The sequence below is a fragment of the Kribbella sp. NPDC004536 genome (genome assembly GCF_042873835.1).
Taxonomy (GTDB): Bacteria; Actinomycetota; Actinomycetes; order Propionibacteriales; family Kribbellaceae; genus Kribbella.
The window spans coordinates 548,367-574,957 of record NZ_JBIALY010000001.1; the positions used below are offsets into that span (position 1 = coordinate 548,367).

Annotated in this window: 33 protein-coding genes and 1 pseudogene; 19 read left to right on the plus strand and 15 right to left on the minus strand. The window is 68.4% G+C overall.

What is annotated here, in order from left to right:
* The first annotated feature begins 4 nt into the window (after positions 1 to 4).
* Positions 5 to 1,114: an SRPBCC family protein gene (locus ACFYRU_RS02595; protein WP_387652236.1), complete on the plus strand. Its 1,110-nt coding sequence runs from the start codon at positions 5 to 7 to the stop codon at positions 1,112 to 1,114.
* Between the two features lie 82 nt (positions 1,115 to 1,196).
* Here ACFYRU_RS02595 and ACFYRU_RS02600 read toward each other — a convergent pair whose 3' ends face one another.
* Positions 1,197 to 1,808 (minus strand): NAD(P)-dependent oxidoreductase, encoded by a 612-nt coding sequence (locus tag ACFYRU_RS02600; protein WP_387652238.1) that lies wholly within the window; start codon positions 1,806 to 1,808, stop codon positions 1,197 to 1,199.
* 79 nt (positions 1,809 to 1,887) lie between these two features.
* Between ACFYRU_RS02600 and ACFYRU_RS02605 the strand changes: the two genes are divergently transcribed.
* The 3 genes from ACFYRU_RS02605 (at position 1,888) to ACFYRU_RS02615 (ending at position 3,832) form a co-directional block, all read left to right on the plus strand.
* Positions 1,888 to 2,250 carry a winged helix-turn-helix transcriptional regulator gene (locus ACFYRU_RS02605; RefSeq protein ID WP_387652240.1) on the plus strand — a complete coding sequence of 121 codons (363 nt, stop codon included), beginning with the start codon at positions 1,888 to 1,890 and terminating at the stop codon, positions 2,248 to 2,250.
* Positions 2,251 to 2,665: 415 nt separating this feature from the next.
* The gene (locus tag ACFYRU_RS02610; RefSeq protein WP_387652242.1) at positions 2,666 to 3,190 is read left to right on the plus strand and encodes a SigE family RNA polymerase sigma factor; all 525 of its coding nucleotides are present in this window, start codon (positions 2,666 to 2,668) and stop codon (positions 3,188 to 3,190) included.
* 3 nt (positions 3,191 to 3,193) lie between these two features.
* The gene (locus tag ACFYRU_RS02615) at positions 3,194 to 3,832 is read left to right on the plus strand and encodes a hypothetical protein (protein ID WP_387652244.1); all 639 of its coding nucleotides are present in this window, start codon (positions 3,194 to 3,196) and stop codon (positions 3,830 to 3,832) included.
* On the opposite strand, the gene ACFYRU_RS02620 is transcribed toward ACFYRU_RS02615, so the two are convergent.
* Complete coding sequence (locus ACFYRU_RS02620; protein ID WP_387657983.1) at positions 3,825 to 4,850, minus strand: 4-hydroxy-3-methylbut-2-enyl diphosphate reductase; 1,026 nt, start codon at positions 4,848 to 4,850, stop codon at positions 3,825 to 3,827. The two genes, ACFYRU_RS02615 and ACFYRU_RS02620, sit on opposite strands and share 8 nt — an antisense overlap.
* Positions 4,851 to 5,067: 217 nt before the next feature.
* Between ACFYRU_RS02620 and xseA the strand changes: the two genes are divergently transcribed.
* The 4 genes and pseudogenes from xseA to ACFYRU_RS02640 all read left to right on the plus strand — a co-directional run bounded on the left by xseA (position 5,068) and on the right by ACFYRU_RS02640 (position 7,876).
* Positions 5,068 to 6,279: an exodeoxyribonuclease VII large subunit gene (gene xseA, locus ACFYRU_RS02625; protein ID WP_387652246.1), complete on the plus strand. Its 1,212-nt coding sequence runs from the start codon at positions 5,068 to 5,070 to the stop codon at positions 6,277 to 6,279.
* Between the two features lie 14 nt (positions 6,280 to 6,293).
* Positions 6,294 to 6,488 (plus strand): exodeoxyribonuclease VII small subunit, encoded by a 195-nt coding sequence (locus ACFYRU_RS02630; protein ID WP_387657986.1) that lies wholly within the window; start codon positions 6,294 to 6,296, stop codon positions 6,486 to 6,488.
* Positions 6,489 to 6,653: 165 nt separating this feature from the next.
* Positions 6,654 to 6,848: pseudogene (locus ACFYRU_RS02635) on the plus strand (GNAT family N-acetyltransferase); the annotation flags it as partial.
* Positions 6,849 to 6,952: 104 nt separating this feature from the next.
* Positions 6,953 to 7,876, plus strand: coding sequence for a hypothetical protein (locus tag ACFYRU_RS02640; RefSeq protein ID WP_387652248.1), 924 nt, complete (start codon positions 6,953 to 6,955; stop codon positions 7,874 to 7,876).
* On the opposite strand, the gene ACFYRU_RS02645 is transcribed toward ACFYRU_RS02640, so the two are convergent.
* Complete coding sequence (locus ACFYRU_RS02645; RefSeq protein ID WP_387652250.1) at positions 7,860 to 8,441, minus strand: TetR/AcrR family transcriptional regulator; 582 nt, start codon at positions 8,439 to 8,441, stop codon at positions 7,860 to 7,862. The two genes, ACFYRU_RS02640 and ACFYRU_RS02645, sit on opposite strands and share 17 nt — an antisense overlap.
* Positions 8,442 to 8,532: 91 nt before the next feature.
* Here ACFYRU_RS02645 and ACFYRU_RS02650 point away from each other — a divergent pair, with 91 nt between their 5' ends.
* Positions 8,533 to 9,126, plus strand: a complete 594-nt coding sequence (locus ACFYRU_RS02650; protein ID WP_387652252.1) for a flavodoxin family protein — start codon at positions 8,533 to 8,535, stop codon at positions 9,124 to 9,126.
* On the plus strand, positions 9,126 to 9,446 hold the full coding sequence (locus tag ACFYRU_RS02655; RefSeq protein WP_387652254.1) for a DMT family transporter: 321 nt from the start codon (positions 9,126 to 9,128) through the stop codon (positions 9,444 to 9,446). The genes ACFYRU_RS02650 and ACFYRU_RS02655 overlap by 1 nt, the downstream gene beginning before the upstream one ends.
* Positions 9,447 to 9,561: 115 nt before the next feature.
* On the opposite strand, the gene ACFYRU_RS02660 is transcribed toward ACFYRU_RS02655, so the two are convergent.
* Together ACFYRU_RS02660 and ACFYRU_RS02665 are read right to left on the minus strand one after the other, a co-directional pair.
* Positions 9,562 to 10,215 (minus strand): NTP transferase domain-containing protein, encoded by a 654-nt coding sequence (locus ACFYRU_RS02660; RefSeq protein WP_387652255.1) that lies wholly within the window; start codon positions 10,213 to 10,215, stop codon positions 9,562 to 9,564.
* 123 nt (positions 10,216 to 10,338) lie between these two features.
* The gene (locus ACFYRU_RS02665) at positions 10,339 to 10,974 is read right to left on the minus strand and encodes a DUF4245 domain-containing protein (protein WP_387652257.1); all 636 of its coding nucleotides are present in this window, start codon (positions 10,972 to 10,974) and stop codon (positions 10,339 to 10,341) included.
* Between the two features lie 69 nt (positions 10,975 to 11,043).
* Between ACFYRU_RS02665 and glpX the strand changes: the two genes are divergently transcribed.
* The 3 genes from glpX to ACFYRU_RS02680 are packed head-to-tail and all read left to right on the plus strand — an operon-like array spanning position 11,044 to position 13,492.
* Positions 11,044 to 12,078, plus strand: a complete 1,035-nt coding sequence (gene glpX, locus ACFYRU_RS02670; RefSeq protein ID WP_387652259.1) for a class II fructose-bisphosphatase — start codon at positions 11,044 to 11,046, stop codon at positions 12,076 to 12,078.
* A complete protein-coding gene (locus ACFYRU_RS02675; protein WP_387652261.1) occupies positions 12,075 to 13,016 on the plus strand; it encodes a carbohydrate kinase in 942 nt (313 codons plus the stop codon). The genes glpX and ACFYRU_RS02675 overlap by 4 nt, the downstream gene beginning before the upstream one ends.
* A gap of 2 nt (positions 13,017 to 13,018) precedes the next feature.
* The gene (locus ACFYRU_RS02680; protein ID WP_387652262.1) at positions 13,019 to 13,492 is read left to right on the plus strand and encodes a hypothetical protein; all 474 of its coding nucleotides are present in this window, start codon (positions 13,019 to 13,021) and stop codon (positions 13,490 to 13,492) included.
* Here the strand turns inward: ACFYRU_RS02680 and ACFYRU_RS02685 are convergent.
* Complete coding sequence (locus tag ACFYRU_RS02685; RefSeq protein WP_387652264.1) at positions 13,481 to 14,149, minus strand: FadR/GntR family transcriptional regulator; 669 nt, start codon at positions 14,147 to 14,149, stop codon at positions 13,481 to 13,483. The two genes, ACFYRU_RS02680 and ACFYRU_RS02685, sit on opposite strands and share 12 nt — an antisense overlap.
* A gap of 185 nt (positions 14,150 to 14,334) precedes the next feature.
* On the opposite strand from ACFYRU_RS02685, the gene ACFYRU_RS02690 reads away from it, so the two are divergent.
* Together ACFYRU_RS02690 and ACFYRU_RS02695 are read left to right on the plus strand one after the other, a co-directional pair.
* Positions 14,335 to 15,657: a 2-isopropylmalate synthase gene (locus ACFYRU_RS02690; protein WP_387652265.1), complete on the plus strand. Its 1,323-nt coding sequence runs from the start codon at positions 14,335 to 14,337 to the stop codon at positions 15,655 to 15,657.
* Positions 15,645 to 16,433 (plus strand): ABC transporter ATP-binding protein, encoded by a 789-nt coding sequence (locus ACFYRU_RS02695; RefSeq protein WP_387652266.1) that lies wholly within the window; start codon positions 15,645 to 15,647, stop codon positions 16,431 to 16,433. Before ACFYRU_RS02690 ends, ACFYRU_RS02695 begins: the two co-directional genes overlap by 13 nt.
* On the opposite strand, the gene ACFYRU_RS02700 is transcribed toward ACFYRU_RS02695, so the two are convergent.
* The gene (locus ACFYRU_RS02700; RefSeq protein WP_387652268.1) at positions 16,375 to 17,175 is read right to left on the minus strand and encodes a hypothetical protein; all 801 of its coding nucleotides are present in this window, start codon (positions 17,173 to 17,175) and stop codon (positions 16,375 to 16,377) included. The two genes, ACFYRU_RS02695 and ACFYRU_RS02700, sit on opposite strands and share 59 nt — an antisense overlap.
* 65 nt (positions 17,176 to 17,240) lie before the next feature.
* On the opposite strand from ACFYRU_RS02700, the gene ACFYRU_RS02705 reads away from it, so the two are divergent.
* The 3 genes from ACFYRU_RS02705 to ACFYRU_RS02715 are packed head-to-tail and all read left to right on the plus strand — an operon-like array spanning position 17,241 to position 18,720.
* Complete coding sequence (locus tag ACFYRU_RS02705) at positions 17,241 to 17,735, plus strand: hypothetical protein (protein ID WP_387652270.1); 495 nt, start codon at positions 17,241 to 17,243, stop codon at positions 17,733 to 17,735.
* A gap of 5 nt (positions 17,736 to 17,740) precedes the next feature.
* Positions 17,741 to 18,226: a hypothetical protein gene (locus ACFYRU_RS02710; RefSeq protein WP_387652272.1), complete on the plus strand. Its 486-nt coding sequence runs from the start codon at positions 17,741 to 17,743 to the stop codon at positions 18,224 to 18,226.
* Complete coding sequence (locus ACFYRU_RS02715) at positions 18,223 to 18,720, plus strand: hypothetical protein (protein ID WP_387652274.1); 498 nt, start codon at positions 18,223 to 18,225, stop codon at positions 18,718 to 18,720. The genes ACFYRU_RS02710 and ACFYRU_RS02715 overlap by 4 nt, the downstream gene beginning before the upstream one ends.
* On the opposite strand, the gene ACFYRU_RS02720 is transcribed toward ACFYRU_RS02715, so the two are convergent.
* Both ACFYRU_RS02720 and ACFYRU_RS02725 read right to left on the minus strand, forming a co-directional pair.
* A complete protein-coding gene (locus tag ACFYRU_RS02720; RefSeq protein ID WP_387652276.1) occupies positions 18,717 to 18,974 on the minus strand; it encodes a helix-turn-helix domain-containing protein in 258 nt (85 codons plus the stop codon). The genes ACFYRU_RS02715 and ACFYRU_RS02720 overlap by 4 nt on opposite strands.
* Positions 18,975 to 19,027: 53 nt before the next feature.
* Positions 19,028 to 19,726 carry a DUF1707 domain-containing protein gene (locus tag ACFYRU_RS02725; RefSeq protein WP_387652278.1) on the minus strand — a complete coding sequence of 233 codons (699 nt, stop codon included), beginning with the start codon at positions 19,724 to 19,726 and terminating at the stop codon, positions 19,028 to 19,030.
* 243 nt (positions 19,727 to 19,969) lie between these two features.
* Between ACFYRU_RS02725 and ACFYRU_RS02730 the strand changes: the two genes are divergently transcribed.
* Positions 19,970 to 21,631 (plus strand): fumarate hydratase, encoded by a 1,662-nt coding sequence (locus tag ACFYRU_RS02730; protein WP_387652280.1) that lies wholly within the window; start codon positions 19,970 to 19,972, stop codon positions 21,629 to 21,631.
* 45 nt (positions 21,632 to 21,676) lie between these two features.
* Here ACFYRU_RS02730 and ACFYRU_RS02735 read toward each other — a convergent pair whose 3' ends face one another.
* From ACFYRU_RS02735 to ACFYRU_RS02760, 6 genes are all read right to left on the minus strand, one after another.
* The gene (locus tag ACFYRU_RS02735; RefSeq protein WP_185759128.1) at positions 21,677 to 21,835 is read right to left on the minus strand and encodes a hypothetical protein; all 159 of its coding nucleotides are present in this window, start codon (positions 21,833 to 21,835) and stop codon (positions 21,677 to 21,679) included.
* A 55-nt stretch (positions 21,836 to 21,890) separates the two neighbouring features.
* Entirely contained in the window at positions 21,891 to 22,556 is a 666-nt protein-coding gene (locus ACFYRU_RS02740) for a DUF402 domain-containing protein (protein ID WP_387652282.1), read from the minus strand.
* Positions 22,553 to 23,953, minus strand: coding sequence for a class II fumarate hydratase (locus ACFYRU_RS02745; protein ID WP_387652284.1), 1,401 nt, complete (start codon positions 23,951 to 23,953; stop codon positions 22,553 to 22,555). The genes ACFYRU_RS02740 and ACFYRU_RS02745 overlap by 4 nt, the downstream gene beginning before the upstream one ends.
* Before the next feature lie 70 nt (positions 23,954 to 24,023).
* Complete coding sequence (locus ACFYRU_RS02750; protein ID WP_387652286.1) at positions 24,024 to 24,626, minus strand: hypothetical protein; 603 nt, start codon at positions 24,624 to 24,626, stop codon at positions 24,024 to 24,026.
* Between the two features lie 40 nt (positions 24,627 to 24,666).
* Positions 24,667 to 25,317 carry a response regulator gene (locus tag ACFYRU_RS02755; RefSeq protein ID WP_387652288.1) on the minus strand — a complete coding sequence of 217 codons (651 nt, stop codon included), beginning with the start codon at positions 25,315 to 25,317 and terminating at the stop codon, positions 24,667 to 24,669.
* The gene (locus ACFYRU_RS02760) at positions 25,310 to 26,506 is read right to left on the minus strand and encodes a sensor histidine kinase (protein ID WP_387652289.1); all 1,197 of its coding nucleotides are present in this window, start codon (positions 26,504 to 26,506) and stop codon (positions 25,310 to 25,312) included. Before ACFYRU_RS02760 ends, ACFYRU_RS02755 begins: the two co-directional genes overlap by 8 nt.
* Positions 26,507 to 26,591: the final 85 nt, after the last annotated feature.

Here is a 26,591-nt window from a genome sequence, read left to right on the forward strand (position 1 = left end):
GCAGATGCCTCCCGTTGACGCCCGCGCCCTGGAAGCGACCCTCCGACCGCACGGCGAGTCCGTCATGCTGCCACGGGCCGCGTACGTCGACCCTGATGTGCTCGCGTGGGAACGCCGGCACTTCTTCGCCGGTACGTGGACGTGTCTCGGCCGCGTCGACGAACTGTCCAGCGGTACGACGTACCGCGAGGCGACCGTCGGCGACATCGCGACCGTGCTGACGTTCGGCGACCGGCCGCGGGCATTCGCCAACGTCTGCAGGCATCGCGGGCACGAACTGCTGCGGCGGGAGGAGTCCGGCGATCGGCGCGCGGTGGTGTGCCCTTACCACGGGTGGTCGTACGAGCTCGACGGATCGGTGAAGACCGCCCCGCGGATGGGCGACGGCTTCCATACCGAACCGTATGGTCTGGTCGAACTGCCGGCCGAGGTGTGGCACGGGTGGTTGTTCGTGAACGCGACCGGTAGGGCGGCGTCGTTCGAGGAGCACCTCGGCGGGATCACCGAACTCGTCGCGCCGTACGCGCCGGAAACGCTCGTTCTCAAGGCGCGGCACACGTACGACGTGGCGGCGAACTGGAAGACGATCGCGGAGAACTACCACGAGTGCTACCACTGCCCGCTGATCCACCCCGAGCTGTGCAAGGTGTCGCCGCCGACGTCGGGCGACAACTGGAGCATGCCGGGCGCGTGGGTCGGCGGACTGATGGACCTCCGACCGGACGCCGAGACCATGTCGCTCGACGGCCGGTCGGCCGGGATCCCGCTGCCGGGTGTGGATCAGCGGCGGGTGAACTACCTGGGCCTGTTCCCGAACCTGCTGCTGTCGCTGCACCCGGACTACGTGATGACGCATCGCCTCGAGCCGCGCGCTCCGGGCCTGACCGCGATCGAGTGCTCGTGGTACTTCCGGCCCGAGGTGACGGATCCTTCGTACGCGGTGGAGTTCTGGGACATTACTAACCGCGAGGACTGGGCAGCCTGCGAGTCGGTCCAACGCGGCGCCGAGTCCCCCCACTTCCGCCCCGGCCCCCTGGCCCCCGCCGAAGACGCCGTCTACCAGTGGGTCACGATGCTAGCCCGCGGGTACCTCGGCAAGCCGTTGAGCACCTAGCCGCGCTATCGGCGGCGCGTGTTCTTCCTTTGGCCTAAGCGTACAAGCAATTGGCGGCCGACGGTCTCAGTTATCCACAGGCTCAGTAGCCCAGGGTGAAGCGCTGGCGGTTGTGGGTGGGGGTCTCTACCTCGTCGAGGAGGGCTACGGCGTAGTCCTCGGCGGAGATGTGGTCGCCGATGGGCTCGTCGCCGCTGAGGCGGAAGGTGCCGGTGCGCTCGCCCGGGGCGATCACGAACGCGGGCGAGAGCATCGTCCAGTTCACGTCGTCGCCGGTCGCGCGCAGGTTCTCCAGTGCCTGGGAGACGGTCAGCGACTCGTTCTTGTACTCGGCCGGGAAGTCCGGCCCGTCCACCACACGGTTGCCGTTGACAACCAAGCTGCCGGCACCGCCGACCACGAACAACCGGGTCTGCGTACCGCGTACCGCCGCGACAAGGTTGTCGACCGCGTCGAGGTACTCCTGGTGGTCCCCACCGGTCCGGCTCGGACCGATCGCCGCGACCAGCACGTCCGCGTCCGCCAGCTCCTTCGCGGTCGCGACGTCGTTCGCGCTGCCCTGCACCGCACGTACGCCGGCCGGCAGCTCGCCGCCCGAACGGGTGACGCCGGTCACCTCGTGACCGCGGCTCACCGCCTCGGCCGCAACCCGGCTGCCGACCATCCCGCTCGCCCCGAACACCGCGATCTTCATCCCTGCTCCTCATCTCTGTAGGTCTGACCTTGACAGTATCCATTGGTAACTGGCTACTTCAACGTGCTATAAGTACCTTGTGGTAACCAAAGGAGACGTGTTCGACCCGAACTGCCCGACCCGGGTGATCCTGGACCGTCTGGGCGACAAGTGGACGGTCCTGGTGGTCCTGCGCCTGCGCTCCGGACCGCTCCGCTTCACCGAACTCCGCGACGGCATCGGCCAGGTCGCGCCCAAGGTCCTCACCCAGACGCTCCGCCGGATGGAACGCGACGGCCTGCTGACCCGCGAGGTCTACCCCGAGATCCCACCCCGCGTCGTCTACACCCTCACCCCCATGGGCGCCTCCCTGATCGACCCGATCAGCGTCCTCACCGACTGGGCCGAAACAAACATGCCCGCCATCACCAAAGCCCAAGCAACCTACGACCTCACCGTCTGACCAACCAACCCGACGCAACAGAACACGGGATGGACACGCGATTCTGCGGTGGATCGCGCCGACGACCTGGCCCAGCCCTCGTCGCCGTTGGGTATGCGGACCGCCAGGCCATCACAATCGCACCACCGCAAGCCCCGCCACGCTCAGCGCCGCGGGACCCATCGCATTGTGGTGGCCTGGGCGTCCGCGCTCGGAGTTGGCGACCGGGCTCGTAAGGCCGTGTACGCACCGCGCAACCCGGCGGCACGCGGCACGCGGCACGCGGCACGCGGCACGCGGCACGCGGCAGGGCATTCTGCCTCGCTGGAGCTTCGTCGGCGCGAACATCACAACCTGCGCGCTGTCGGGTTACAGCTCAACCTTTCGGGACCCTGGGCTCATCACACTCCTGGTCGGATACGAGCTGGGGGTTGGGATGGATCCAGGACGGGATCGGGAGTTCGCGGACTTCGTGGACGGGCGGTTCACGGCGTTGCAGCGGTTCGGGTACTTGTTGACGGGTGAATGGCACCTGGCCGAGGACCTCGTACAGACATCGCTCACCAAGGTGTGGTTCCACCGGAACTCGTTGCGCAGTTCGAACGCCCTGGAGAGCTACACCCGGACGGTGATGGTGAACACCAGCACCCAGTGGTGGCGCCGGAAATGGAAGGGCGAGACGCCGACCGAACACCTGCCCGAACCGCATCAACACGCCTCGGGGCAGTCGGAGTACGGCGTCGTCGACGACCGCGACTTGTTGCTCAGGGCCCTTGCCACGCTCCCCCGCCGTACTCGCGCGACCCTTGTACTGCGGTACTTCGAGGACCTGCCCGAGGCCGAGATCGCCGAGATCATGGGCTGCTCGCTCGGCACCGTGAAGAGCAACGTCTCCCGCGGCCTCGCCAAACTCCGCGAACACCACCTGGTCGCCGCCGTCTCCGCCCCGAAGGAGGCCTGAGCCATGACCGAAGATCTGAAGGACCGGTTCACCCAACTGGTCGCGGACCCACCACCACCGAGCGCGCCGCCGAGCGAAGCCGTCTTCGCCCGCGTCCGCAAGGTACGCCGCCGCCGCACCGCCGGCGTGATGACCCTCGCCGCGGCCTGCATCGTCGCCATAGCCCTTGCCCTAGGCAACGTCACGGACATCGGCGGCGCCCCACCTATCACCAACACGCCGGGCGCACCGAAAACAGCAGTCACCGGCCCACCAACCGCGACCCCGAAACCCCCACCGCCGATCAAGGTTGTTCTGAAACCGACGGTCAGGGGCCGCACAGTCGAGATGACGGTCGCGCTGTCCGGCAAGGCGTACATCCCGTCGGGGATCCCCGAAGGCACGCTGTTGCCGGACGACTCGTTCATGAACCTGTCAGCCGGAACCATCTATTCCTACGGTGACGGCTATCAGAACGGTTCCGACGGCGGGGCGATCAGCTGCACGACCAAGAAGCTGAAGGTCGGGTCCGAGACGTACGTCATCCCCGAGACGCACACGTTCAAGAAGCCCGGGACCTACAAGTTCACGTACACGATCAACTACTGCGGCACGAAGGGCTGGTTCCCGACGACCGCGACCACGCAGTTGGTGATCAAATAGTCCAGGCGTGGTCGGAGGTGCCGGTGGTGGGGAGGCCGGCTGCTTTGAGGTCCGTACGGAGGTCGCGCGGGAGGGCGAAGGTGAGGCTCTCCTCGGCGGTCGTGACCTCCTGGACCTCGGCGTAGCCGCGTTCGGCCAGCCAGCGGAGGACGTCGCGGACCAGGACCTCGGGGACGCTGGCGCCACTGCTGACGCCCACCGCGTTGACGCCTTCGAGCCACGCCTCGTCGATCTCGTCGGCGAAGTCGACCAAGTGGCCGTCCTTGGCGCCGTGTTCGAGGGCGACCTCGACCAGGCGGACGGAGTTCGAGGAGTTGCGGGAGCCGACGACGAGCATCAAGTCGGCTTCCGCGGCGAGCTTCTTGACCGCGGCCTGCCGGTTCTGGGTGGCGTAGCAGATGTCATCGCTCGGCGGGTCCTGGAGGTGCGGGAACCGCTCGCGCAGGCGGCGTACCGTCTCCATCGTCTCGTCCACGGAAAGCGTGGTCTGCGACAGCCAGACAACCTTCTCCGGGTCGCGGACGGTGACGTTCGGCACGTCGTCGGGGCCGTCGACGATGTGTACGTGTTCGGGAGCTTCACCGGACGTGCCGATGACCTCCTCGTGGCCCTCGTGTCCGATCAGCAGGATGTCGAAGTCGGTGGCGGCGAACCGCTTCGCCTCGTGGTGCACCTTGGTGACCAGCGGGCAGGTCGCGTCGATCGTCTTCAACTGCCGCGCAGCTGCCTCCTCGTGCACCACCGGGGCGACGCCGTGCGCGGAGAAGATCACGGTCTCCCCCTCGGGCACCTCGACGGTCTCGTCGACGAAGATCGCGCCACGCTTCTGCAGGGTCTGGACGACGTACTTGTTGTGCACGATCTCCTTGCGCACGTACACCGGCGGACCGTACAGATCGAGGGCCTTCTCCACCGCGACCACGGCCCGGTCCACACCCGCGCAGTACCCACGGGGCGCCGCGAGCAGCACGCGCTTCGTCGTACGGGTGTCATCAGGCTGGGAAGTCACGTCCCCCATGGTACGGGCCGCGATCGACACGCCCGCATCAGGCGTTGTGAGCAGCATCACCACGAACGTACGTCGAGGAGCCGTCCGCCCTGTCCGGACGACTCCCCCGCGGGAGGTGTTTCCAGACCTCAAGAATGCCCGGAAAATCCCTTACCGGCAAAGGATTTTCCACGCCGCACCCGCTCGACGTTGGTGAATTGTCGGTGCGGGGTCGTAGGGTCTGGGCGTGGCTTTGGAGACGTCGCCGGAAGCGCCTGCGGCCGTTCGGACGATCGCGAACGGGATTGCGAGCTGGATCAACCAGCTCGGGTCCGTGTGGGTCGAGGGGCAGCTGACGGACGTCTCGATCGGGCGCGGTACGACGACCGTGTTCGGCACGTTGCGCGACACCGATGCCGACATCTCGTTGCGCTTCACCTGCAACCGCCGGGTGTTCGAGGCCGTCGACGTACGGGACGGCTCCCGGGTGCTCGTGCACGCCAAGCCGAACTTCTTCGCCCGCCGCGGCACGCTCGCACTCGCGGTCAGCGAGATCCGGCACGTCGGGATCGGCGAACTGCTGGCGCGGATCGAGCGGTTGAAGCAACTACTCGGCGCCGAGGGTCTCTTCGAGCCCTACCGGAAGAAGAAGTTGCCGTTCCTGCCGCACACGATCGGGCTGATCTGCGGGCGCGACTCCGCGGCCGAGCGCGACGTGCTCGAGAACGCGAAGCGTCGCTGGCCGGCGGTCGCGTTCCGGATCGAGTACGCGTCCGTACAGGGACCGTCGGCGGCCGGTGAGGTGATGACCGCGCTGCGGAAGCTGGACGCGGACGACTCGGTCGAGGTGATCGTGATCGCGCGCGGCGGTGGTTCGCTGGAGGATCTGCTGCCGTTCTCGGACGAGGGGCTGATCCGTGCGGTGTCGAAGACGAGTACGCCGGTGGTCAGCGCGATCGGGCACGAACCGGACACCCCGCTGCTGGACCTGGTCGCGGACCTGCGCGCGTCGACGCCGACGGATGCGGCCAAGCGGATCGTGCCCGACGTACGGGAAGAACTCGACGGCGTGCGACTGCTGCGTGAGCGGGGGTTGCGGGCCGTCCGGTCCTGGCTCGACCGGGAGGCGCACGCGCTGGCGGCGATCCGGAGCCGGCCGGCGTTGGCGGCGCCGGTCACCGATCTGCAGCGGCGATCGGACGAGATCGCCGCGCTGGTCGAGCGGAACCGGCGGACGTTGACGCACCGGCTCGACCGGGCGAGCGACGATCTCGCGCACCGGTTGGCGAGCGTACGGGCGTTGTCCCCGAAGGCGACGCTCGAGCGCGGGTACTCGGTGCTGCAGCTGGCGGACGGGACCGCCGTACGGGAAATGGCGCAGGTGGCGCCGGGTGACCTGCTGCAGGCGCGGGTCAGTGACGGCCGGTTCGCGGTCGAAGTCAAGGAGGACAACACGTGAGCGACCGACCCGAGATGACGTACGAGCAGGCCCGCGAGGAGCTCGTCGAGGTGGTCCGCAAACTCGAAGCCGGCGGCACCACCCTCGAGGAATCCCTCGCCCTGTGGGAACGCGGCGAAGAACTGGCCACCACCTGCCAACGCTGGCTCGACGGCGCCCGCGAACGCCTCACCAAAGCCCAAGCCACCCACGAGGAAAAGGCCGACTGACCCCGAGTCAGCTGACGACCCGCCCCGCCCCGCCCCGCCCCGAGGATCTGCTCGGCGCCGCGCAGGCGCGAGTCGCCAGCTGGCGGGGCGCTTTCACGGGTCTTGTCCCGCAGGAGTTCCTCGACGTGATGAACCCCACCGCGAGCGGGATCGGGAACCGGCGCCGGGCGGGCGCTGGCCGACGTGGCGTGTGCTGATCTGCGGGCGGCGGGGTGTACCAATGTGGGGCTTTGGGTGCTTGAGGCAAACATCCGCGCGCGCACGTTCTACACGCGCTACGGGTTCACCGGGCCTGCCGGGCGGACGTACTCCTCGCTCGGGAACCTCCCGGAAATCAGGCCGATCCGCGACCTGACGTGAAGGTTGCGCAAAGCCCGACCGATTCCCGTGGCGGTGACCTGGTCCGAAACTACGGTGAACCACTTTCCTGGAATTGGTTTACTTGTGTGGAGGATTTACATCCCATGATCGTGCTCATCGTGCTCGGCGTCATCGTTCTCGGGCTCGGCGGATTCGTCTTCTGGTTCCTGAAGATCCGCGACCCGCTGAAAGGCGCGGACTTCTACAAGTTCCACGCCGAGCAGAAGTGGGCCTGGGAGCTGACGCTGACGCCGGAGCAGGAGAGTGCGTTCATGGCCGGCCTCGAGGCGTACGACGACGAGCGCGGCTGCTACCCGATGCGCGAACCGGGCATCCTGCGCGTACACCGCCCGATGATGCTGGTCTCACTGTTCTGGATGACCGAACAGTTCGCGGCGATGGGACCGGGCGCGGTCCAGGACCCGGTAGGCGCCGTACAGCAGCTGATCCGGCAGGCCGCCGACGGCGAGATCCCCGGCGTGCTCTACAACGACGACGAGTGGATGGGCGAGGGCGTCGAGCAGATCGACGGCATGGACAAGTACGCGTTCACCAGCGCGATCATGTCCGCCACCAGCGCCGCGTCGATCGACCACGAGTTCGCGGGCGGGTACGCGGACGAGGACAACGGCTTCCTCACGATGGGCGTACTGGCGAAGAACCCGGCCCACGTTGCCCGGATGTACGACGAAGCCTTCGCGACGAACGGTCCGCAGAAGCCGATCAACAGCCGCCTCGACGTGATGCGCGAGGTGATGAAGCCGGAGGACCCGGCCTACACGGCCGCTTTCGACCGCGCCGAGGCGGAGAAGAGCAAGTACATCAACACACTGGTGTTCTGCTTCGAGCGCGTCGTGAAGCGGTACCACGAGGCGCGACCGGACATGCAGTACGCCGAACCGCGCGACGTGCTGTCCGTCGTGATGGCGCGGATGCTGGCCGACGGCCGCGCCGGGTGCACGTGGACGCGGCCGCCGTCGCAGGAGCAGTACGACCTGGCGCTCGCGATCCTCAGCAATCGGGACTGAGCAGGTTCTTGGCGACCGCCGCGAGGCCGGCCTTCATCCGATCGAGCTCGAATCCCTGTGTACGCAGGGCGTTGTGGAGGTCGGCCGCCAGCGGCGCCAGCAACACGTGCGCGGTGTAGTCCGCGTCGAGATCCTGGCGGGCCGACTCGATCAGGTGTGCCAGGTGCCGATGCCACAAGTGGTACGAACCGATCCGGTACCGCGCGCCGTCCGAGGCGTTCTCGCTGTCCATGAACAGCGCCACGTGCCGATCGAGTAGTTCGAGGTACGCCTCGAGGAACGCCAGCACCCGGACGACCGGCGGCGCGCCCGGACCGAGCGGCGGCGGACCGCTCAGGATCTTCGCCTGCAACTCCTGCTCGCGCTCGTCGAGCAGCGCCACCGCGAGCCCCGCGCGGTCCCCGAACCGGCGGAACACGGTCCCTTTCCCCACACCGGCCTCGGCAGCGATCGCGTCGAGCGAGACGTTCTTCACCCCGTGCTCGGTGAACAGCCGGTCGGCCGCCTCCAGTACGCGCAGCCGGTTGCGCCGGGCGTCCGCTCGCTCCGGGCGTGGCGTACCCACGACCGGGAGACCCCGTTGTGAAGCGGACCGCGGTCCGGTATCGTCTTCCATAAGACGGACTGTAGTCCGCTAACGTCTCAGGAGGAAGCACATGAGCAACGCCCGGATCGCCATCGCCTATCACTCCGGATACGGGCACACCGCGAAACAGGCCGAGGCGGTCGCCGCCGGGGCCGCGTCGGTGCCGGACACCACCACCGACCTCGTCCCGCTCGACGAGCTGACCGAGGACGTCTGGGAGCGGCTGACCGCCGCGGACGCGATCGTCTTCGGCGCCCCGACGTACATGGGCAGCCCGAGTTGGGTGTTCAAGAAGTTCGCCGAGGAGAGCGTCCGGATCTGGGCCGCCGACCTCGGCTGGCGGGACAAGATCGCGGCCGGGTTCACGAACTCGAAGGCGATGTCCGGCGACAAGCTGAACAGCCTCGTCGACCTGGCCGTGTTCGCCGCGCAGCACGGGATGATCTGGGTCGGCCTGGACATCTACCCGGGCTGGGCGGACAGCACCGCGAGCATCGAGGACCTCAACCGGCTCGGAAGCTGGATGGGCGCGATGGCGCAGTCCGACGCGGACCTGTCCGCGGAGAAGGCGCCGCCCGCGACGGATCTGCGTACGGCGGCCGCGCTCGGCGCGCGGGTCGCGACCGTGACGCACCGGCAGCTGAGAGGAGCACTGGCGGCCTGATGGCGTGGCTCATTCTGCTCGCCGCGGCGGCGTTCGAGATCGCGTTCGCGCTCAGCCTGAAACCGAGCGAAGGGTTCAGCCGGCTGTGGCCGACGCTCGGGGTGCTCGTGTTCGGCGTGATCTCGGTCGCCCTGCTGGCGAAGACGCTCGACCGTCTCCCGGTCGGTACGGCGTACGCGATCTGGACCGGCGTCGGCTCGGTCGGCGTGGTCACGCTCGGCATCGTGCTGTTCCACGAGCCGGTCACCCCCGCCCGCCTGGCCTGCATCGCCCTGATCGTCACCGGCGTCATAGGCCTCCGCCTCGCCGGCGCGGACTAGCGGACCTGCAACACTCACTATCCCGCTATATCAGCCGATCCGGAGCAGCCGGCGAGCGTGCGGCGGGCCGGAACGGCACGTTTGGTGAGTGCTGGCGGTCCGCCCCGGGAGCCTGCTAGTAGTTGCTGCGGCGGCGGAGGCGGGAGCGGGTCGGCAGCGGCATCGGGTGGGTGTCGAGCGGCAGATCCTCCACCACGCTCGGGCCGGACAGGAGCTGGTGGTAGGACGACCAGGTGGTCGCGCGGGGTGGCATGTTGCCGATGGCATCTACTTTGGTGACCGGGTGGGTGCCGTCGTTGATCGGGTTCCACAGGTCGTCGTCGGTCCGCAGCTCGCGGAGTTCGCCGAACAGCTCGCGGGAGAACCAGCACGGGTAGCTCTCGCCGTCGTCGTACCGGCAGACGCCGATCGACGTGGCGACCTCCGCGACCAGGGACCAGACGGCGGCCGACGTGATCCCGGGCTGATCACCGGGCAGTACGACGATCCCGTCGGCGCGCCGGTCGACCGCGTCCAGCGCGGGCACGATCGACGCGCTGCCGGTGTCGGCGTGCGGCGACTCGACCACCCGTACACCGTCCAGGTCGACCCGGTCCCGGACCTGCTCCGACGCGCTGCCGAGCGTCACGACCAACTGGTCGAACCCGCAGTCCCGCGCCCCGTCCAGCGCCGCACCGAACAACGTGCCGCCCTGGTAGGCCAGCAACTGCCACGGCGCACCGAGGTGCGGCGAACTGTCGGCACCCAGCAGAAGCCCCGTGATGAACATCGGCGGGTCAACTCCCCAGCCGATACGGCGTGACCATCCGAGGCCCTTTCGCTTTTCCCCGAGCGTGCAAGCCGAGATTCGATCAGACCAAGTTCTTTGGCCGGGTGTCAAGGGCTATGGAAATCAGCGCAGAACCGAAGCGAACGCTTCAAGCGCGGGATAGCCGGCGTTTCCGGTGACGATCGTCGTCACGCCGGAACCCACCAGCACCAAGGCGTTCTCGCCTTTTCGGTCGAGCAGGATCTTCCGTTGCCAGGTCACGCCCGCCACCGCCGATGTGCCGTCGTCGGAGGTCCGGCCGAGCTTGTCGGCCTGGAACTTCGGTGTGGTCACGTTGGACTGTTCGAGGCCGACGTACTTCTTCTCGTTGGTGACGACGCCGAGGTGCCAGGTCATCGGCTCCTGCTGCGGGGCCCTGAACTCCTCGCTGGTCGCGGTCCAGCCGGTCGGCATCGGCTCCGGCCCGCGGACCCAGGACGCGGTCTTCCGGGCGTCCTGCAGCTGCGCGGTGTACTCGACCGCGTTCACCTGCTCGTGCTTGGGCCGCCAGGTGACGATGATCAGGAACGCGACCACGGCCAGGCAGATCACCAGCGCGCCGACCATGTTGCCGACGGTCTGCGACTTCGCCTTGTCCCGCCGGTAGGCCTGCCGGTACTCGTCGGCCTCCGCCAGAATCTGCGCCCGCTCCTGTGCCTTCTCCTGGGCCTTCTCCTGGGCCTCGGAGTCGTTGGAAGCGTCCTGACCTGTCGAACTCATGCCCACAGTGTCTCGCGTTGCGCAATCCGATCGAACACCGGTCAGACCCGTTGGCTACGATCCGTGGACATGAGCGACCCGACCAGCCCACCGGCACATCTGGAGGTCGACGCGCATGCGCCCGACCGGAACCTCGCCCTCGAACTGGTGCGGGTGACCGAGGCCGCGGCGATGGCGGCCGGGCGCTGGGTCGGTCGCGGCGACAAGAACGGCGCGGACGGCGCGGCGGTGAACGCGATGCGTACGCTGATCGGCACCGTCGGTATGAACGGCGTGGTGGTGATCGGCGAGGGCGAGAAGGACAACGCCCCGATGCTCTTCAACGGCGAGCAGGTCGGCGCCGGCGTCGGCCCGGAGTGCGACGTCGCGGTGGATCCGGTCGACGGTACGACGCTGGTCGCGAAGGGGATGGCGAACGGGATCGCGGTGATGGCGGTCTCGCCGCGGAACTCGATGTACGACCCGTCCGCGGTCTTCTACATGGAGAAGCTGGTCGTCGGACCGGAGGCGGCCGGGGTGGTCGACATCCGGCTCCCGGTCGCGGAGAACATCCGCCGGGTCGCGAAGGCGAAGGGCTCGTCGGTCGACGACGTCACCGTCGTACTGCTGGACCGGCCGCGGCACGCCGAGCTGGCCACGCAGATCCGGGCGACCGGCGCGCGGATCAAGTTCATCTCCGACGGCGACGTGGCCGGCGCGGTCGAGGCGGCCCGCCCGGACACCGGTCTGGACATGTTGCTCGGCATCGGTGGTACGCCCGAGGGCATCATCGCCGCCTGCGCGATGAAGTGCCTGGGCGGCAAGATCCAGGGCAAGCTCTGGCCGCGCGATGACGCCGAACGGCAGCAGGCGCTCGACGCGGGCCACGACCTGGACCGGGTGCTCGACACCGACGACCTGGTCAGCGGTGACGACTGCTTCTTCGTCGCGACCGGCATCACCGACGGCGAGCTGCTCCGCGGCGTACGGTACGGCCGCTCGACCGCGCGTACGCACTCGCTGGTGATGCGATCGCGCAGCGGCACGATCCGTTCGATCGAGAGCGTCCACCAACTGGAGAAGCTCCGCGCGTACTCCGCGATCGACTTCGAGCACGCCCGATGAGCGCACCGGTCCTCGTCATCGGCGAGGCTCTCGTGGACATCGTCGGTACGGCGGTCAAGCGGAACGGCAACGGGAAGACCAAGGCCACGCCGGGCGGCTCGCCCGCGAACGTCGCGGTCGGGCTCGCGCGCCTCGGCGTACCGACCGAACTGGTGACCCGGTTCGGGACGGACCCGTACGGTGACCAGCTCGGCGCGCACCTGTTCGGGAACGGCGTGCAGCTCGCGCCGGGATCGGTCGACCCGAACTTCCGGACCAGTACGGCGACCGCCACGCTGGACGCGGAGGGCGTTGCGACGTACCAGTTCGACATCGCCTGGGAGCCGCCGGCGCTGTCGCTGTCCCGCGGCTGCCCGGCGATCCACACCGGGTCGATCGCGACCGTACTCGAGCCCGGCGCCGCGGCGATCCGGGAGTTCCTGGAGTCGGCCGCCAACCAGCCCGTCACCGTGACGCTGGACCCGAACGCGCGGCCGAGCATCACGCCGGACCCGGTCTCGACGTGGGCCGCCGTACGGAAGCTCGCCGCGTTGAGCGACCTGGTCAAGCTGAGCGACGAGGACTGCGAGTTCCTCCGTCCCGGCGTCGAGCCGGTGGACATCGCCGCGGAGCTGCTGACCGCGGAGCGGACGCAATGTGTGGTGATCACCCGCGGCGGCAAGGGCGCCCTCGGGGTGAGCCGGGACGCGCAGGTCGACGTGACCGCGCCCGCGATCGAGGTCGTCGACACCGTCGGCGCCGGCGACTCGTTCATGTCCGCGCTGATCGCCGGGCTGGAGAAGCGCGGCCTGCTCGGCGAGCGGCGGCTGAACGGGCTGACGCTCGAGGACCTGCGCGACGTCGTGGACTACGCGGTGAAAGCGGCCGCGATCACGTGTACGCGGCACGGCGCCGACCCGCCGACCGCGGCCGAACACCTCGCGACCTGGGGTTCGTGACGGTGTCCGTCGAGGCCTGGACCTCCGAGCTGGAGTCCAAGGGCAGCGTCGACTTCCCGCCGCGCCGCGGGCGGCTGATGGTACGGCTGGCCGGGTTCGGCCTGCTGATGCTGCTGTCGGTCTGGACGAACGTCGACCACCTGCGCACGGACGGTGTGTCCGGCGCTCTCGGCGTACTGCGGCTGACCGCGCTCGCGGCGTTCGTCTACGGCACCGGGCTGACCGCGTGGCAGCTGGCCACGAACCGTCCGGTGGTCACGGTGAACGCCGAGGGCATCACCCGCGGCCGCAGCCTGTCGTGGTCGCGGATCACCAGCATCGACGAACCGGCCGGCTGGCCGCTCGCCCGCGCGGTTCAGGTGCACCCGGCGGACCGCCGTACCCGGCCGATCTCGATCTCCCAGGACAACGTCGACGACCTCGACGCGCTGACGCCCTGGTTGCGCTCACTCCACGAGCAACATCTAGCTGACTGAGCTGCGTACGGCGCTGAGGTGTTCGCGGGCGCGGGCCGCCGCGAGCTCCGGGTCCTTCGCGCGGATCGCGTCGGCGATCGCCTCGTGCGCGGCCTGGTCGTGGCGGTGCCGGTGCTCCTCGTCGAGCTTGAGCATGTCGATCATGGCGCGCCGGATCCGCGGTACGAACGTGTCGAAGAGCTCGGTCAGTACGGCATTGTGCGCGGCGGTGACGACCGCCCGGTGGAACGCGAGGTCCGCCTCGATGTACCAGTCGTCCGGCGCGTTGAGAGCGGCCCGTTTGCGGTCCGCGAGGGTGTAGCGGAAGTTCTTCAGGTCGCCCGGCGTCCGGCGGGACGCGGCCAGCCGGGCGGCCTCGGTCTCGATCGCGAGCCGGCCTTCCAGTACGTCGGTGATGTCCGCCTTCCGCAGCACCTTGTCCCAGTCCTCGGCGGCCTGCAGCGCGATCACGAACACGCCCGCGCCCTGGCGGCTCTCCAGTACGCGGCGGCCGGCCAGTTCGCGGACGGCCTCGCGGATCGTCGACCGGCCGACCCCGAGCTGCGCGGCCAGCGTGGTCTCGCCCGGAAGCTTCGCGCCGAGCGTGAACTCACCGCTGCCGATCCGGCGCAGCAGCTCCTCGGCGGCCTGCTCGGCGAGTGGGTGTCGGCGGATCATGCGGGTCAGGATAGCGGGATTCGACTTGTCAGCTTGTCTGAGGAGTTGGTAGCGTGCTCGGTATGCGCTGGCTCCCCGGTCTCCTCCTCCTTCGCCGCCACGGCGGGAGCTGATTCGACCGGCGCTCCCTTCGTGGAGTGCAGTCGTCCGCCGGTCCTCCCGCAGCGTTTGGAAGGACCCTCCGCATGAACCGTCAGCAGCCGTCCCCGATGCCCAGCCACAAGTACCGCGACATCTTCGCGAAGGTCCCGGTCGCGCCGGTCGAACGGACCTGGCCGGACCGCCGGATCACCCAGGCACCGCTCTGGGTGCCGGTCGACCTCCGCGACGGCAACCAGGCGCTGGCCGAACCGATGGACCCGGAGCGCAAACGGAAGTTCTTCGAGCTGATGGTTGCCATCGGCTACAAAGAGATCGAGGTCGGGTACCCGTCCGCGTCGCAGACCGACTTCGACTTCGTCCGGCTGCTCGCTTCGTCTGACCTGGTGCCGCCGGACGTGACGATCGTGGTGTTCACGCCGGCCCGCCCCGACCTGATCGCCCGGACGGTCGAGTCCGTCGCCGGGATGCGTGGCGACGTGGTGATCCACATGTACGCCGCGACCGCGCCGGTGTGGCGGGACGTCGTACTGCGCAAGTCCCGCGACGAGCTGGCGTCGATGATCTACGCCGGATCGGAGGAGATCCAGCGGTTGGCCGGGGACACTGTGCGGTTCCAGTTCTCGCCCGAGGTGTACAACCTGACCGAGCCGGACTACGTACTCGAGCTGGCCGACCACCTCACGAAGCAGTGGGACGCTACGCCGGAACGGCCCGTGATCCTGAACCTGCCCGCCACGATCGAGGCCGCGACGCCGAACGTGTATGCGGACCAGATCGAGTACATGCACCAGAACCTGCCGCGGCGCGACGGCGTCATCTTGTCGGTGCACCCGCACAACGACCGCGGTACCGGCATCGCGTGCGCCGAGCTAGCCGTACTCGCCGGCGCTCAGCGGGTCGAGGGATGCGTGTTCGGAAACGGGGAACGCACCGGAAACGTCGACATCGCCACGCTCGCGCTGAACCTGCACGCACAGGGCGTCGACCCGATGATCGACTTCTCCGACATCGACGGGATCCGTTCCGTGGTCGAGTACTGCACGCGGATGCCGATCCACCCGCGGCACCCGTACGTCGGGGAGCTCGTCTACACCGCGTTTTCTGGCACGCACCAGGACGCGATCCGGAAGGGGTTCGCCGTACAGGGTGACGGGCTGTGGGAGGTGCCGTACCTGCCGATCGATCCGGCGGATGTGGGACGCGGGTACGAGGCCGTCGTACGGGTGAACAGCCAGTCGGGCAAGGGTGGGATCGCGCATGTGCTGGACTCTGTGTACGGTCTGCGGCTCTCTGACGAACGTGAGTTCGCGCAGCATGTGCAGCGGTGGACGGACGAGACCGGGCGGGAAGCGACTGCTTCGGACCTGAAGGCGTTGTACGAGGAGGTTTACGGGTGCTCGAACTGAAGGACGTCGATTTCGTCCGGGACGGCAAGGAATTGCTGTCGCGGGTGTCGCTGACCGTGGGCGAAGGCGAGCGCTGGGCGCTGCTCGGCCCGAACGGCGCCGGCAAGAGCACGCTGCTCGGGCTGTGCGGCGCGGTCACCCATCCGACCCGGGGGACGGCCGAGATCCTCGGGCAACGGCTCGGTACGGTCGACATCCGCACGCTGCGCGAGTCCATCGGTCACGTCAACCCGCGGCACCCGCTCCGGTCGCCGCTGAGCATCCGGGACGTCGTACTCACCGGACTCACCGGCACCGTCGAGCGCATGCCGCGCTGGGAGCCGACAGCCGCCGAATCCGCACGTGCCCTGGAACTGATCGACCTACTCGGCGTCGGCGCACTCGCCGACGCCCCCTGGACCACGATCTCCCAAGGCGAACGCGGCCGCGCCCTGATCGCCCGAGCCCTCATCTCGGACCCCCAACTGATGCTCCTCGACGAACCCTCCACCGGCCTCGACGTAGCCGCCCGCGAACAACTCCTCGAAACCCTCGACCAGATCGACGCAACCCACCCGCGGCTCGCCTGGATCCTGGTCACCCACCACCTCGAGGAACTCCCCACCTCCACAACCCACGCCGCCCTCATCCGCAACGGCCGCCTCCTCGCCGCCGGCGACGCACCCGACGTCCTCACGACCGACCTGGTCTCGGAAGCCTTCAACCACCCGATCCAGATCACCCAGGCCGCCGGCCGCTGGACCGCCACCGCCCAACCAGGTACCAGCCGCCGCTGATCAGACCGAGACCGCCGCACACCGCGCCGATCGTCAACCCGATCGTCGCGTCGAGACGAACGTCCTCGAGCTCCCACGTACTACGCCCTCTCGCGGGCTCGGCGACGACGTACACCACCGGTACGACGTCGCCCGTCCGGAGGAAGTGGTCGCCGGGATCCCGCGGGGTCTCGAACGTGTACTCCACACCGTCGACGGCATACCGCACGACCGCCGTCCCCGATCCCTTGCTGAACCATCCCGCCTCCCGCGTCCGAACCACCGCGCCGTCGACGGTGCCGCTCGGCGCGGACGACCGGCGCGAATCACTCCACGACAAGCCACCGATCACGCCACCCGCCACCGCCATGAGCGCGAAGAACCCCACCAGAGAACCCGGAACAACCGGCTCCCCACGCCGCCGCCACCCGTCGCTCGCCGCCGCGTGCCGCCCCACCGGCTCCTTCCGGGACGCCACCTGCGCCGGACTCACACCGCGAACCCAGAGCACAGCCGCTACAACCAAGCTGAGCAGCAGCCAGGCAATCGCCACACCGACCCCGACCATCCCCCCGACGAACGCTCCGTCCCCGACCGACGCGCTCGTCGCGACACCGGCGAAGGCCCCGATCCCCGCCCCGGCCCCGCCCAGCAGAACCATCCCCAGGATCCCCATCAACGACCACCCGGAATCCGCCAGGACATAAGCTGCCGCCGGTCCCCGGACGAACACCCACCCCATTACGCGCCGAACCCTCCCCATGTACCAAGTGTGGTGCATTACAGTGATTCTGCTCCGGGGGCGGAGTCGTGAGAGCTGGGGGCCGCATGGCAGACATGGGCGAACGCCTACCCGAAGCCTGGATGGTAGAACTCCACCATCACAACCGCGTCGAGTTCCCGCTGCGTAGGTGGTCCGTCCTCCAGTACCCGATCCTGTTCGGGCTCAGTCCAATGCTGGCGACCGCGGCTGGGCTGCCGGAGATGCTCGCCGACGGCGCGATGCGCTTCCTCGGCTACCTGGTGATCGTGCTGGACGCCGTCTTCGTGATCATGCTCGCCTACACACTCATCACCCAACGCCCGTACCTGATCGTCGACCGGACCGGCATCCGCCAGGGCCGCCGTTCCATCCTGTGGACCGACGTCGGCTCCATCGGCCTGATCCGCGGCGCCAGACCGATCCGCCAACTCCCCATCCACCCCAAGAACATCTGGGCCAAGGACCTGATCCTCACCCAGCAACACGTCAGCGACCTACAAACCTTCCGCACCTGGCTCGACGAGGTGCTCGAGGAACAGCGCCGGACGGCGGAACGGTGACGGTCATGGGCGAACGCCCCGCCGACGACTGGGCTGACGAGTTGCGTCGTACCGGCCAGGTGGTCTTCCCGCTCCGCCGCCGTCCGATGCTCTGGCAACTCGGCCTCGGGATCGTGGCGCTCGCGGCGTACATCGTGCCCGCCCAACTGCTCGGCACCACAGCCGACCGGCACGCCGTCGCCGTTGGCCTGTCCGTCTACGTACTCTTCATGCTCATCGGGATCTGGCAGTTCATCACCCAGCGCCCCGCAATCACCGTCGACCGCGAAGGAATCCGCCGCGGCCGCCGCCAGCTCATCCACTGGAACGAAATCGCCGCCATCGGCCCCACCACCGGCCTGCTCTGGACGCGCGCCCTGCCGATCGTTCCCCGCAGCTCAGCCCACCGACACCTGCGCCTCAGCAGGATGAACGTCCGCGACCTACCAACCTTCCGCCTCTGGCTCGACGAGGTGCTCGGCGAGCAGAGCCGTTCGGAGAGCTCACGATGATGGGCGATGGGCCTACTGAGGTGTGGGACGCCGAGTTGCAGCGGTGCGGACGGGTCGTGTTTCCGCTCCGCCGCGAACCGCAACTGCGGCAGACTCGTGCTGCCGCGCTGTTCTTCGTGCTTCTGGCGAGCGTCCAGCTTCCGCACGCACTGCAGAGCGGCGGCGTCCTGCGCATCATCGCGATCGTGGTGACGACGGCTGTCGGGGTCGGCCTGTGCATCAGCGGCTGGCAACTACTCACCCGACGGCCCGTTCTGACGGTTGACACAACCGGCATCCGCCTCGGGCGCAGACGGTTCGTGGCCTGGACCGACATCGACAGCCTCACCGAACTGGACAGTTCAGGAGACGGCCTGTCCTTCGCCGTCGTACCAACCACCGCCCGACGAAAACTCCGCCTCACCGACCGCCACGTCCGCAACGTCGCAGCCTTCAGATACTGGCTACTCGACCTACTCGCCGCCCACCGCCGAACGACAGGCTGGCGCAGCTAAGCCGCAGGACTTGTTTCGTCGAACCGCACCACGAGCTGAGCATGGAACGCATGAGCGATGCGCTCCAGCACCGCGAGCGTCGGCACGGTCCCACCGGCCTCGAACCGGGCCAGCGCGGACTGTGTCATACCGGCGGCCTCTGCCAACCTCGTCTGTGTCCAACCACGCTGCTCGCGCATCGCCCGCACAGTCGCCCCGAGCTCGAACGCCCGCCGCGTGGCGTCGTACGCATCCACGGCGCCCGGCTCCGACATCCGGCGCTCCCGCAGCCCTTCCCATCCAGTCCGCCCAGTCACCTGCACGGCAGTCAGGTGAGGCCGAGGCGCTTGGATAGGCGGGGGCCTCTTTTGATTTTGATTTCGCCGAGGATGGCGGTGCCGCGGATGTGGAAGCGTTTGGGGGTGGCGGGCTGGGTGTTCGGGTCGGGGACGGCTTTGAGGCCGGCTTCCTGTTCGGTGACGGAGCCGAGGATGGGGTTGCTGTCGAGGAGGACGATCGCGTTCTGCGGGACACGGATCTTGACGTCGGCGAGGATCGACTTCACGTCGATCTGGATCTCGTCGAACGGGATCTCCGCCTCGGTGTAGTCCAGCGTCACGTCGCCGAGTACGGCGTTCACCTCCTGGCGTTGCGGTACCAGCCAGGTGCCCATGCGCTTCGTTTCGGACATGAACACGCTGATCACCGGCCCGGTCTCCACCAGCGCGCCGCTGTACTGCGGGGTGGTGGCCGGCACGCCCTGCGAGGCACCGGGTGCGCGCGGGCCGTTCGGGAGGTCCGCGGTCAGCTCGACGAGTTCGCCGTACGTCTTGGAGGAGTACAGCGTCTCGAGCCGTTCCTCGAGTTCGGTGTACGACAGGCGGCCCTCGCCGGCGGCGTCGCGCAGTACGTCGGCGACCTCCTCCCGCTCGAGGTCGGACACCCGCCGCCGCAGTACCGGATCCTCGGTCTGCGCGGGTACGACGTCCTGCGGGCGGTTCTGCTGGGGAACATCATCCTGAGCCACCCCAAAACCATACGCGCGCCCCGACCCACCCGCCGCCAGGTTTCTCCCCCGATTCCCCCCTGACCCCGCCCCTGAGTGAGCCTCGTACTCACTGCCCACCAGTCTCCTGTACGGCGGGCTTGGCGGGTGCTGCAGCTGGTGAGGATTGCCTCACCCGTGGGTGAGACGGAGGTCGCGTCGGGTGGGCGGGTGGTGCGAACTAGGATTTGGGGGTTCAGTCCACTGCTGCTGGAGGTATGCCCGGTGTCTGCCGACTTCAACTACTCCGAGATCTTGCCGTTGGGGGCCGACGACACGGAGTACCGGCTGCTGACGACCGAAGGTGTCAGTACGTTCACAGCGGGCGACCGGACCTTCCTGCAGGTGCAGCCCGAAGTACTTCAGCAGCTGACCGCGGAAGCGATGCACGACATCTCGCACTACCTCCGCACCGCGCACCTCGAGCAGCTGCGGCGGATCATCGACGACCCGGAGGCGTCCGGGAACGACCGGTTCGTCGCGCTCGACCTGCTGAAGAACGCGAACATCTCGGCCGGCGGCGTCCTCCCGATGTGCCAGGACACCGGCACCGCGATCGTGATGGGCAAGAAGTCCGAGGGCGTACTCACCGGTGTCGCCGACGAGGAGTGGATCAGCCGCGGCGTGTACGACGCGTACACCAAGCTGAACCTGCGCTACAGCCAGATGGCCCCGCTGACCATGTGGGACGAGAAGAACACGGGTTCCAACCTCCCGGCGCAGATCGAGCTGTACTCGACACCGCAGCACGGCGACCCGGCGTACAAGTTCCTGTTCATGGCCAAGGGCGGCGGCTCCGCGAACAAGTCGTTCCTGTACCAGGAGACGAAGGCCGTACTGAACCCGACGCGGATGATCGAGTTCCTGGACGAGAAGATCCGTTCGCTCGGTACGGCGGCCTGCCCGCCGTACCACCTGGCGATCGTGGTCGGCGGCACCTCCGCGGAGTACGCGCTGAAGACCGCGAAGTACGCCTCCGCGCACTACCTCGACACGCTTCCGACGACCGGTTCGCCGGTCGGCCACGGGTTCCGGGACGTGGAGCTGGAGGAGGAGGTCTTCAAGCTCACGCAGGAGTTCGGGATCGGCGCGCAGTTCGGCGGGAAGTACTTCTGCCACGACGTCCGCGTGGTCCGGCTGCCGCGGCACGGGGCGTCCTGCCCGGTCGCGATCGCGGTGTCGTGTTCGGCGGACCGGCAGGCGCTGGCGAAGATCACGCCGGAGGGTGTGTTCCTGGAGCAGCTGGAGAAGGAGCCGGCGCGGTTCCTGCCGGACACCACCGACGAGCACCTGGACGACTCCGAGGTGGTCCGGATCGACCTGAACCGGCCGATGTCGGAGATCCGCGCGGAGCTGTCCAAGCTGCCGGTGAAGACGCGGTTGTCGCTGAGCGGTCCGCTCGTGGTGGCGCGGGACATCGCGCACGCGAAGATCAAGGAGCGGCTGGACGCGGGCGAGCCGATGCCGGCGTACCTGCGCGACCACGCGGTGTACTACGCGGGGCCGGCGAAGACTCCGGAGGGGTACGCGTCGGGGTCGTTCGGGCCGACGACGGCGGGGCGGATGGACGCGTACGTCGACCAGTTCCAGGCGGCGGGTGGTTCGTTCGTGATGCTTGCCAAGGGCAACCGGTCGGCGAAGGTGACGGCGGCGTGCAAGGAGCACGGCGGGTTCTACCTGGGGTCGATCGGCGGGCCGGCCGCGCGGCTGGCGCAGGACTGCATCAAGTCCGTGGACGTGATCGAGTACCCGGAACTCGGCATGGAGGCGATCTGGAAGATCCAGGTCGAAGACTTCCCCGCCTTCATCGTCGTGGACGACAAAGGCAACGACTTCTTCACAGACACCAAGAAGCCCGTCCCGCTGACCGTGCGTCCGAGAAGCTAAAAGGACGCCGGCGAAGCCCGCCCCGCTGACCGGGTGGTCGCGGGGCTAGCCGGCTTTGGTTTCTATTTCCTCCGGGAGTTTGAGGAGCAGGGCTCTGGCGGCCTTCACCAGGTCTGCTTCGTTGTGGCCGAATGCCTGGAGGTAGCACCCAAGGGCCGAGCGCAGCATTTGAAGCTCCTCGGCCTGCAGCTCGATGGTGTACATACCTCCAAGCTAGACCCGTACCCGCCAGTTACAAGCGCTCGTGACCCAGCTGTTGTCAGCTGTGCAGCTCCTCCGCGATCAGTTCCGGCTGGTGGGTCGTCGGTGCGGCCGGCACCCGCCAGCCGGCCGGGGCCGTCCAGGTCTCCCACCCGTCGCAGAACGGCACCGTCCACGCCTCGATGTCCCGGATCGCCGTGTGCGCGTCGGCGACGATCCGCTCCGCCTCGGCGGGCGTGAACCGGCCCGCCTCGACCGCCCCTTCGAGTTCGTCCTCGTCCTTCCACTCGATCGTGCGGTCCGGGTTGATCCACAGGTCAAGCACATGATCGACCGTGCTGGTCCGGCGCGACGCCTGGTCGCGGACGTGTTCGCGTTCGAGGTTGACGTACCACCCGCGGAACGCGCCGTCCTCGGCCCAGAAGTACCAGACCGACCACGGCTTGCCCGGCGGGGAGACTTTCAGGATCCCGGTCCCGCGCCACACGTCCAGCTTCAGCACGCGGTCCTCGGTGAACATCGCGACCGGCCCCGCGTGCCGCGTCTCGCGACCGTCGGGCAGGACCGGTTTGAGCAGCGGCGTACCGGGCGCGAGCCAGGCGACCAGTCCGTCGGCGTCGTCCCGGACGACCGTCATCGGCCGTACGTTCGGCAGGCCGGCGTGCTTGCCACTCCCCTCGTACACCCATTCGATCGTCGTACCGGGCTCCCAGTACTGCGTCACGAGCCGGGCCGGGTCATCGACAGGACGTCGAGGGCCGCGTCCAACTGCTCCTCGGTCAGGTCGCCCTTCTCGACGTGACCGTTCTCGATCACCACCTCGCGAATCGTCTTCCCTTGTTTCAAAGCGCTTTTAGCGACGGCGGCCGCGTTCTCGTAGCCGATGTACCGGTTCAGCGGAGTGACGATCGACGGTGACGACTCGGCCAGCGCGCGGGCGTGGCCGACGTTCGCGGTGATGCCGTCGACGCAGCGGTCGGCAAGCAGCCGGGAACTGTTCGCCAGCAGGGTGATCGACTCCAGCAGGTTGCGGGCGATCACCGGCAGCATCACGTTCAGCTCGAAGTTGCCTCCGGCACCGGCCACGGTGATCGTGGTGTCGTTGCCGATCACCTGGGCGGCGACCATCAGCGTCGCCTCGCAGATCACCGGGTTCACCTTGCCGGGCATGATGCTCGACCCCGGTTGCAGGTCGGGCAGGGCGATCTCGCCGAGGCCGGCGCGCGGTCCGGAACCCATCCAGCGCAGGTCGTTGCAGATCTTCGTCAGGCTGACCGCGACCGTCTTCAGCTGTCCGGACAGCTCGACCAGCCCGTCACGGGCGCCTTGGGCCTCGAAGTGGTCCTCGGCCTCGGTGAGCTCCAGTCCGGTCCGCCGGTTCAGCTCGGTGATCACCGCGGCCGCGAATCCCGGCGGGGTGTTGATCCCGGTGCCGACCGCCGTACCACCCAGGGGCAGCTCGGCGACCCGTGGCAGGGTCGCGCGCACTCGGGCGGCGCCGCGGCGGATCTGCTGGGCGTACCCGTCGAACTCCTGGCCGAGCGTCACCGGCGTCGCGTCCATCAGGTGCGTCCGCCCGGACTTCACCACGTCGGCGAACTCGGATCCCTTACGGGCAAGGGATTCCGCGAGATGCTCCAGCGCCGGCAGCAACTCCTGGACGACGCCGGCGGTCGCGGCGACGTGGATCGCGGACGGGAACGTGTCGTTGCTCGACTGCGACGCGTTCACGTGGTCGTTGGGGTGGACGTCCGCGCCGAGCGCCCGGGTCGCGAGCGTGGCGAGGACCTCGTTGACGTTCATGTTCGTCGACGTCCCCGAGCCGGTCTGGAAGACGTCGATCGGGAACTCCGCGTCGAACTCCCCCGCGGCCACCTGGTCCGCGGCGTTGACGATCGCCGCCGAACGGTCCGCGTCCAGCACGCCGAGCGAGGCGTTCACGACCGCGGCCGCGGCCTTGATCTCCGCCAGCGCGTGCACGAGCGCCGGCGCCAACGGCCGCCCGGAGATCGGGAAGTTCTCCACGGCACGCTGCGTCTGAGCCCGCCACAACGCGTCCCGAGGCACCTTCACCTCGCCCATCGTGTCGTGCTCGATCCTGAACTCCGCGTCATCACCCATACCTGCAGAGTACGTCGATCGCCCACCCGCAGAACGCACGGATCGACAACCTGTGGACAACGCCACAGGTCTACAAGTTGCCCTGATAGACGTAGTACAACTCGTCCCGGCCCTGGAGTTCGACGGGGACGGGCTTCACACCGCAGGCGCCGAAGACCTTCGCGACCGCTGATTCCAGGGCGGGTGACGCGGAGGAGGACCAGACGGTGAGGACTCCACCAGTACGGAGCTTGGTGTGGCAGGTGGCGAGGAAGTCGGACGTGTAGATGGCCGAGTTCTCGTTGTAGACAAGGAAATCCGGGCCGTTGTCGACGTCGAGCAGGATCGCGTCGACCGAGTTGTCGGGCAGGTCGGCGACCACGGCGCGGACGTCGCCGACGACCACGGCGACGCGCGGGTCGTCGAGGACCGAAGGGACCAGGCCGGTACGCATCCACGAGACCAGGTCCGGCTCGATCTCCGCGACCACGACCTCGCCGAGGCGGTCGTCGGCGAGCAACGCGCGGACCGTGTACCCGAGGCCGAGCCCGCCCACCAGCACGCGGTCCGGGTGCACTACCGCGTCCAGCGCAGCCGACGCCAGCAGCTCCTCGCTCGACGTCTCCTGGTCGTCCATGACGAACACACCGTTAACCCGCAGCTCCAGCGCTCCACCGTCGCGTCGCCGCAACACCAGCTCACCCCTGGGACTCACGGCCTTTGCCAGCTCCACGTCACACCATCCCGGCGTCGTGCGCCAGCAGTGCGAGCTGGACGCGGTTGGTGAGCTGCAGCTTCGCCAGGGAGTTCGTCAGGTGGGTCTTGACCGTAGCCAGTCCCAACTCCAGCGCAGCAGCCACTTCCGCATTGCTCTTGCCTTCGGCCACAGCCAGTACTACATCCCGTTCCCGCTCCGTCAGCTGCTGCAGCGCGCCGAGTGCGGACGTACGGCGCACCTCCTTGTCAGCTGCGCCTACGTGGTCCATCAGCTGGCGTGTGGACTGCGGTGACAGCACGGACTCCCCTGCGGCCACCTTCACAACCGCTGTGACGATTTCTCGCGGCGTAGCGTCCTTGAGCAGGTAACCGGAGGCTCCCGCACGCAAAGCACGCAGCAGGTCAGTGTCTGACCCGAACGTCGTCAACATGATCACCGCAGTCCGTTCCCGAATCGCTTCCGTAGCAGCGATCCCGTCCATCAACGGCATGCCGATGTCCATCAGTACGACGTCAGGACGCAGCGCCTGTACGGCCCGTACCGCTTCCTGCCCGTCACGGGCCTCACCGACCAGCTGGAGCTCGACGACACCAGTCAGCATGCTCGACAGCCCGGCCCGGACCAGTGGGTCGTCGTCGACCAACAGCAGCCGGACCGGATCACTCACGCCCGTCATCGTAGGTCACCCACGGCAACCATGCGGCCAGCCGGAACTCCCCGTCCGCTGTCGGCCCGTGCTCGACCCGCCCGCCGGCCAGCGACGCCCGCTCCTCCAGCCCGATCAGCCCGACCCGCGACCCAGAGCCCGCCGCACCGGGCTCAAGCCGGTTCACCACCTCCACGGACAGCCCGACGCCAGGACCACCGTGGAGAGACAGCCGGACCGGCTGGTGCGGCGCGTGCTTGCGGGCGTTGGTGAGCCCCTCCTGGACGATGCGGTACGCATGCCGTCCGATCGCGTCAGGTACCTCAGCCAGCTCCACGTCCGCCAGCAGCTCGATGCGCATCCCAGCAGCCTCGGACTCGAGTACGAGCTCATCCAGACGCCCTGGCCCGTCAGCAGTGTGCTGGGACCGCAGTACTCCGACGATCTCCCGCAGGTCCTCTACGCAGTCCCGTGCGCTCGTACGGATCACTCCAGCAGCACGTGACAGTTCTTCCGAGGGCATGTCCGGGCGGAACTCAAGCGCGCCCGCATGCATGCTCAGCAATGACAACCGATGACCGAGCGCATCGTGCATCTCACGGGCGATGCGCTCCCGCTCCAGCCGCTGGCCCTGCTCCACCCGCAGTTGCTGCTCGGACTCGGCCCGGACCGCACGCTCAGTAAGAGACGCTAGTAGTTGCCGCCTGGTCCGTACGAGGATCCCCCACCCGACGATGACGAGCGTGGCGAGTGCCGTGAAACTGACGGCGATCCAGTACGCGTAGCGCAGATTGGCCACGGGGAAGAGCCAGAACTGCAGCAGTGCGGAGAGCGCCGACACCAGAGCGAGCGGAATGCTCACAGCAGGACGGCGGTGTACGGCGACGGTGAACAGCGCCAGGCCGGCCGCCGCACCAACAGACGGGACCAGCGTGGATGCGACGATCATCACGCAGGCCAGTCCGACCGGCCAACGGCGCCTGAGCAGCAAGGAAAGCGCACCGGCGATGCACAGCGACAGGTCCAGCCAGTGCGGCAGCGGACCGATCCGCGGCGGCGGGTTCACGTCCCCCACAGCGATCAGCCCGAGCAGGAACGCGATCAGTACGCAAGCGACGTCCACGACCCGGTCCCGCGGCGTCAACCGCCCGTACCCCGGTGCCGCACGCGACCCGGGCGCGATCAGTGCGGCAAGGAACCCCGTGTCCACCCGACGACCGTAACGCCTCGGCGGCCCGTGGCGCCCGGATACGAGACTTTCGGTGGAGGGACGGGTCCGCCGGACGTCAGCGACG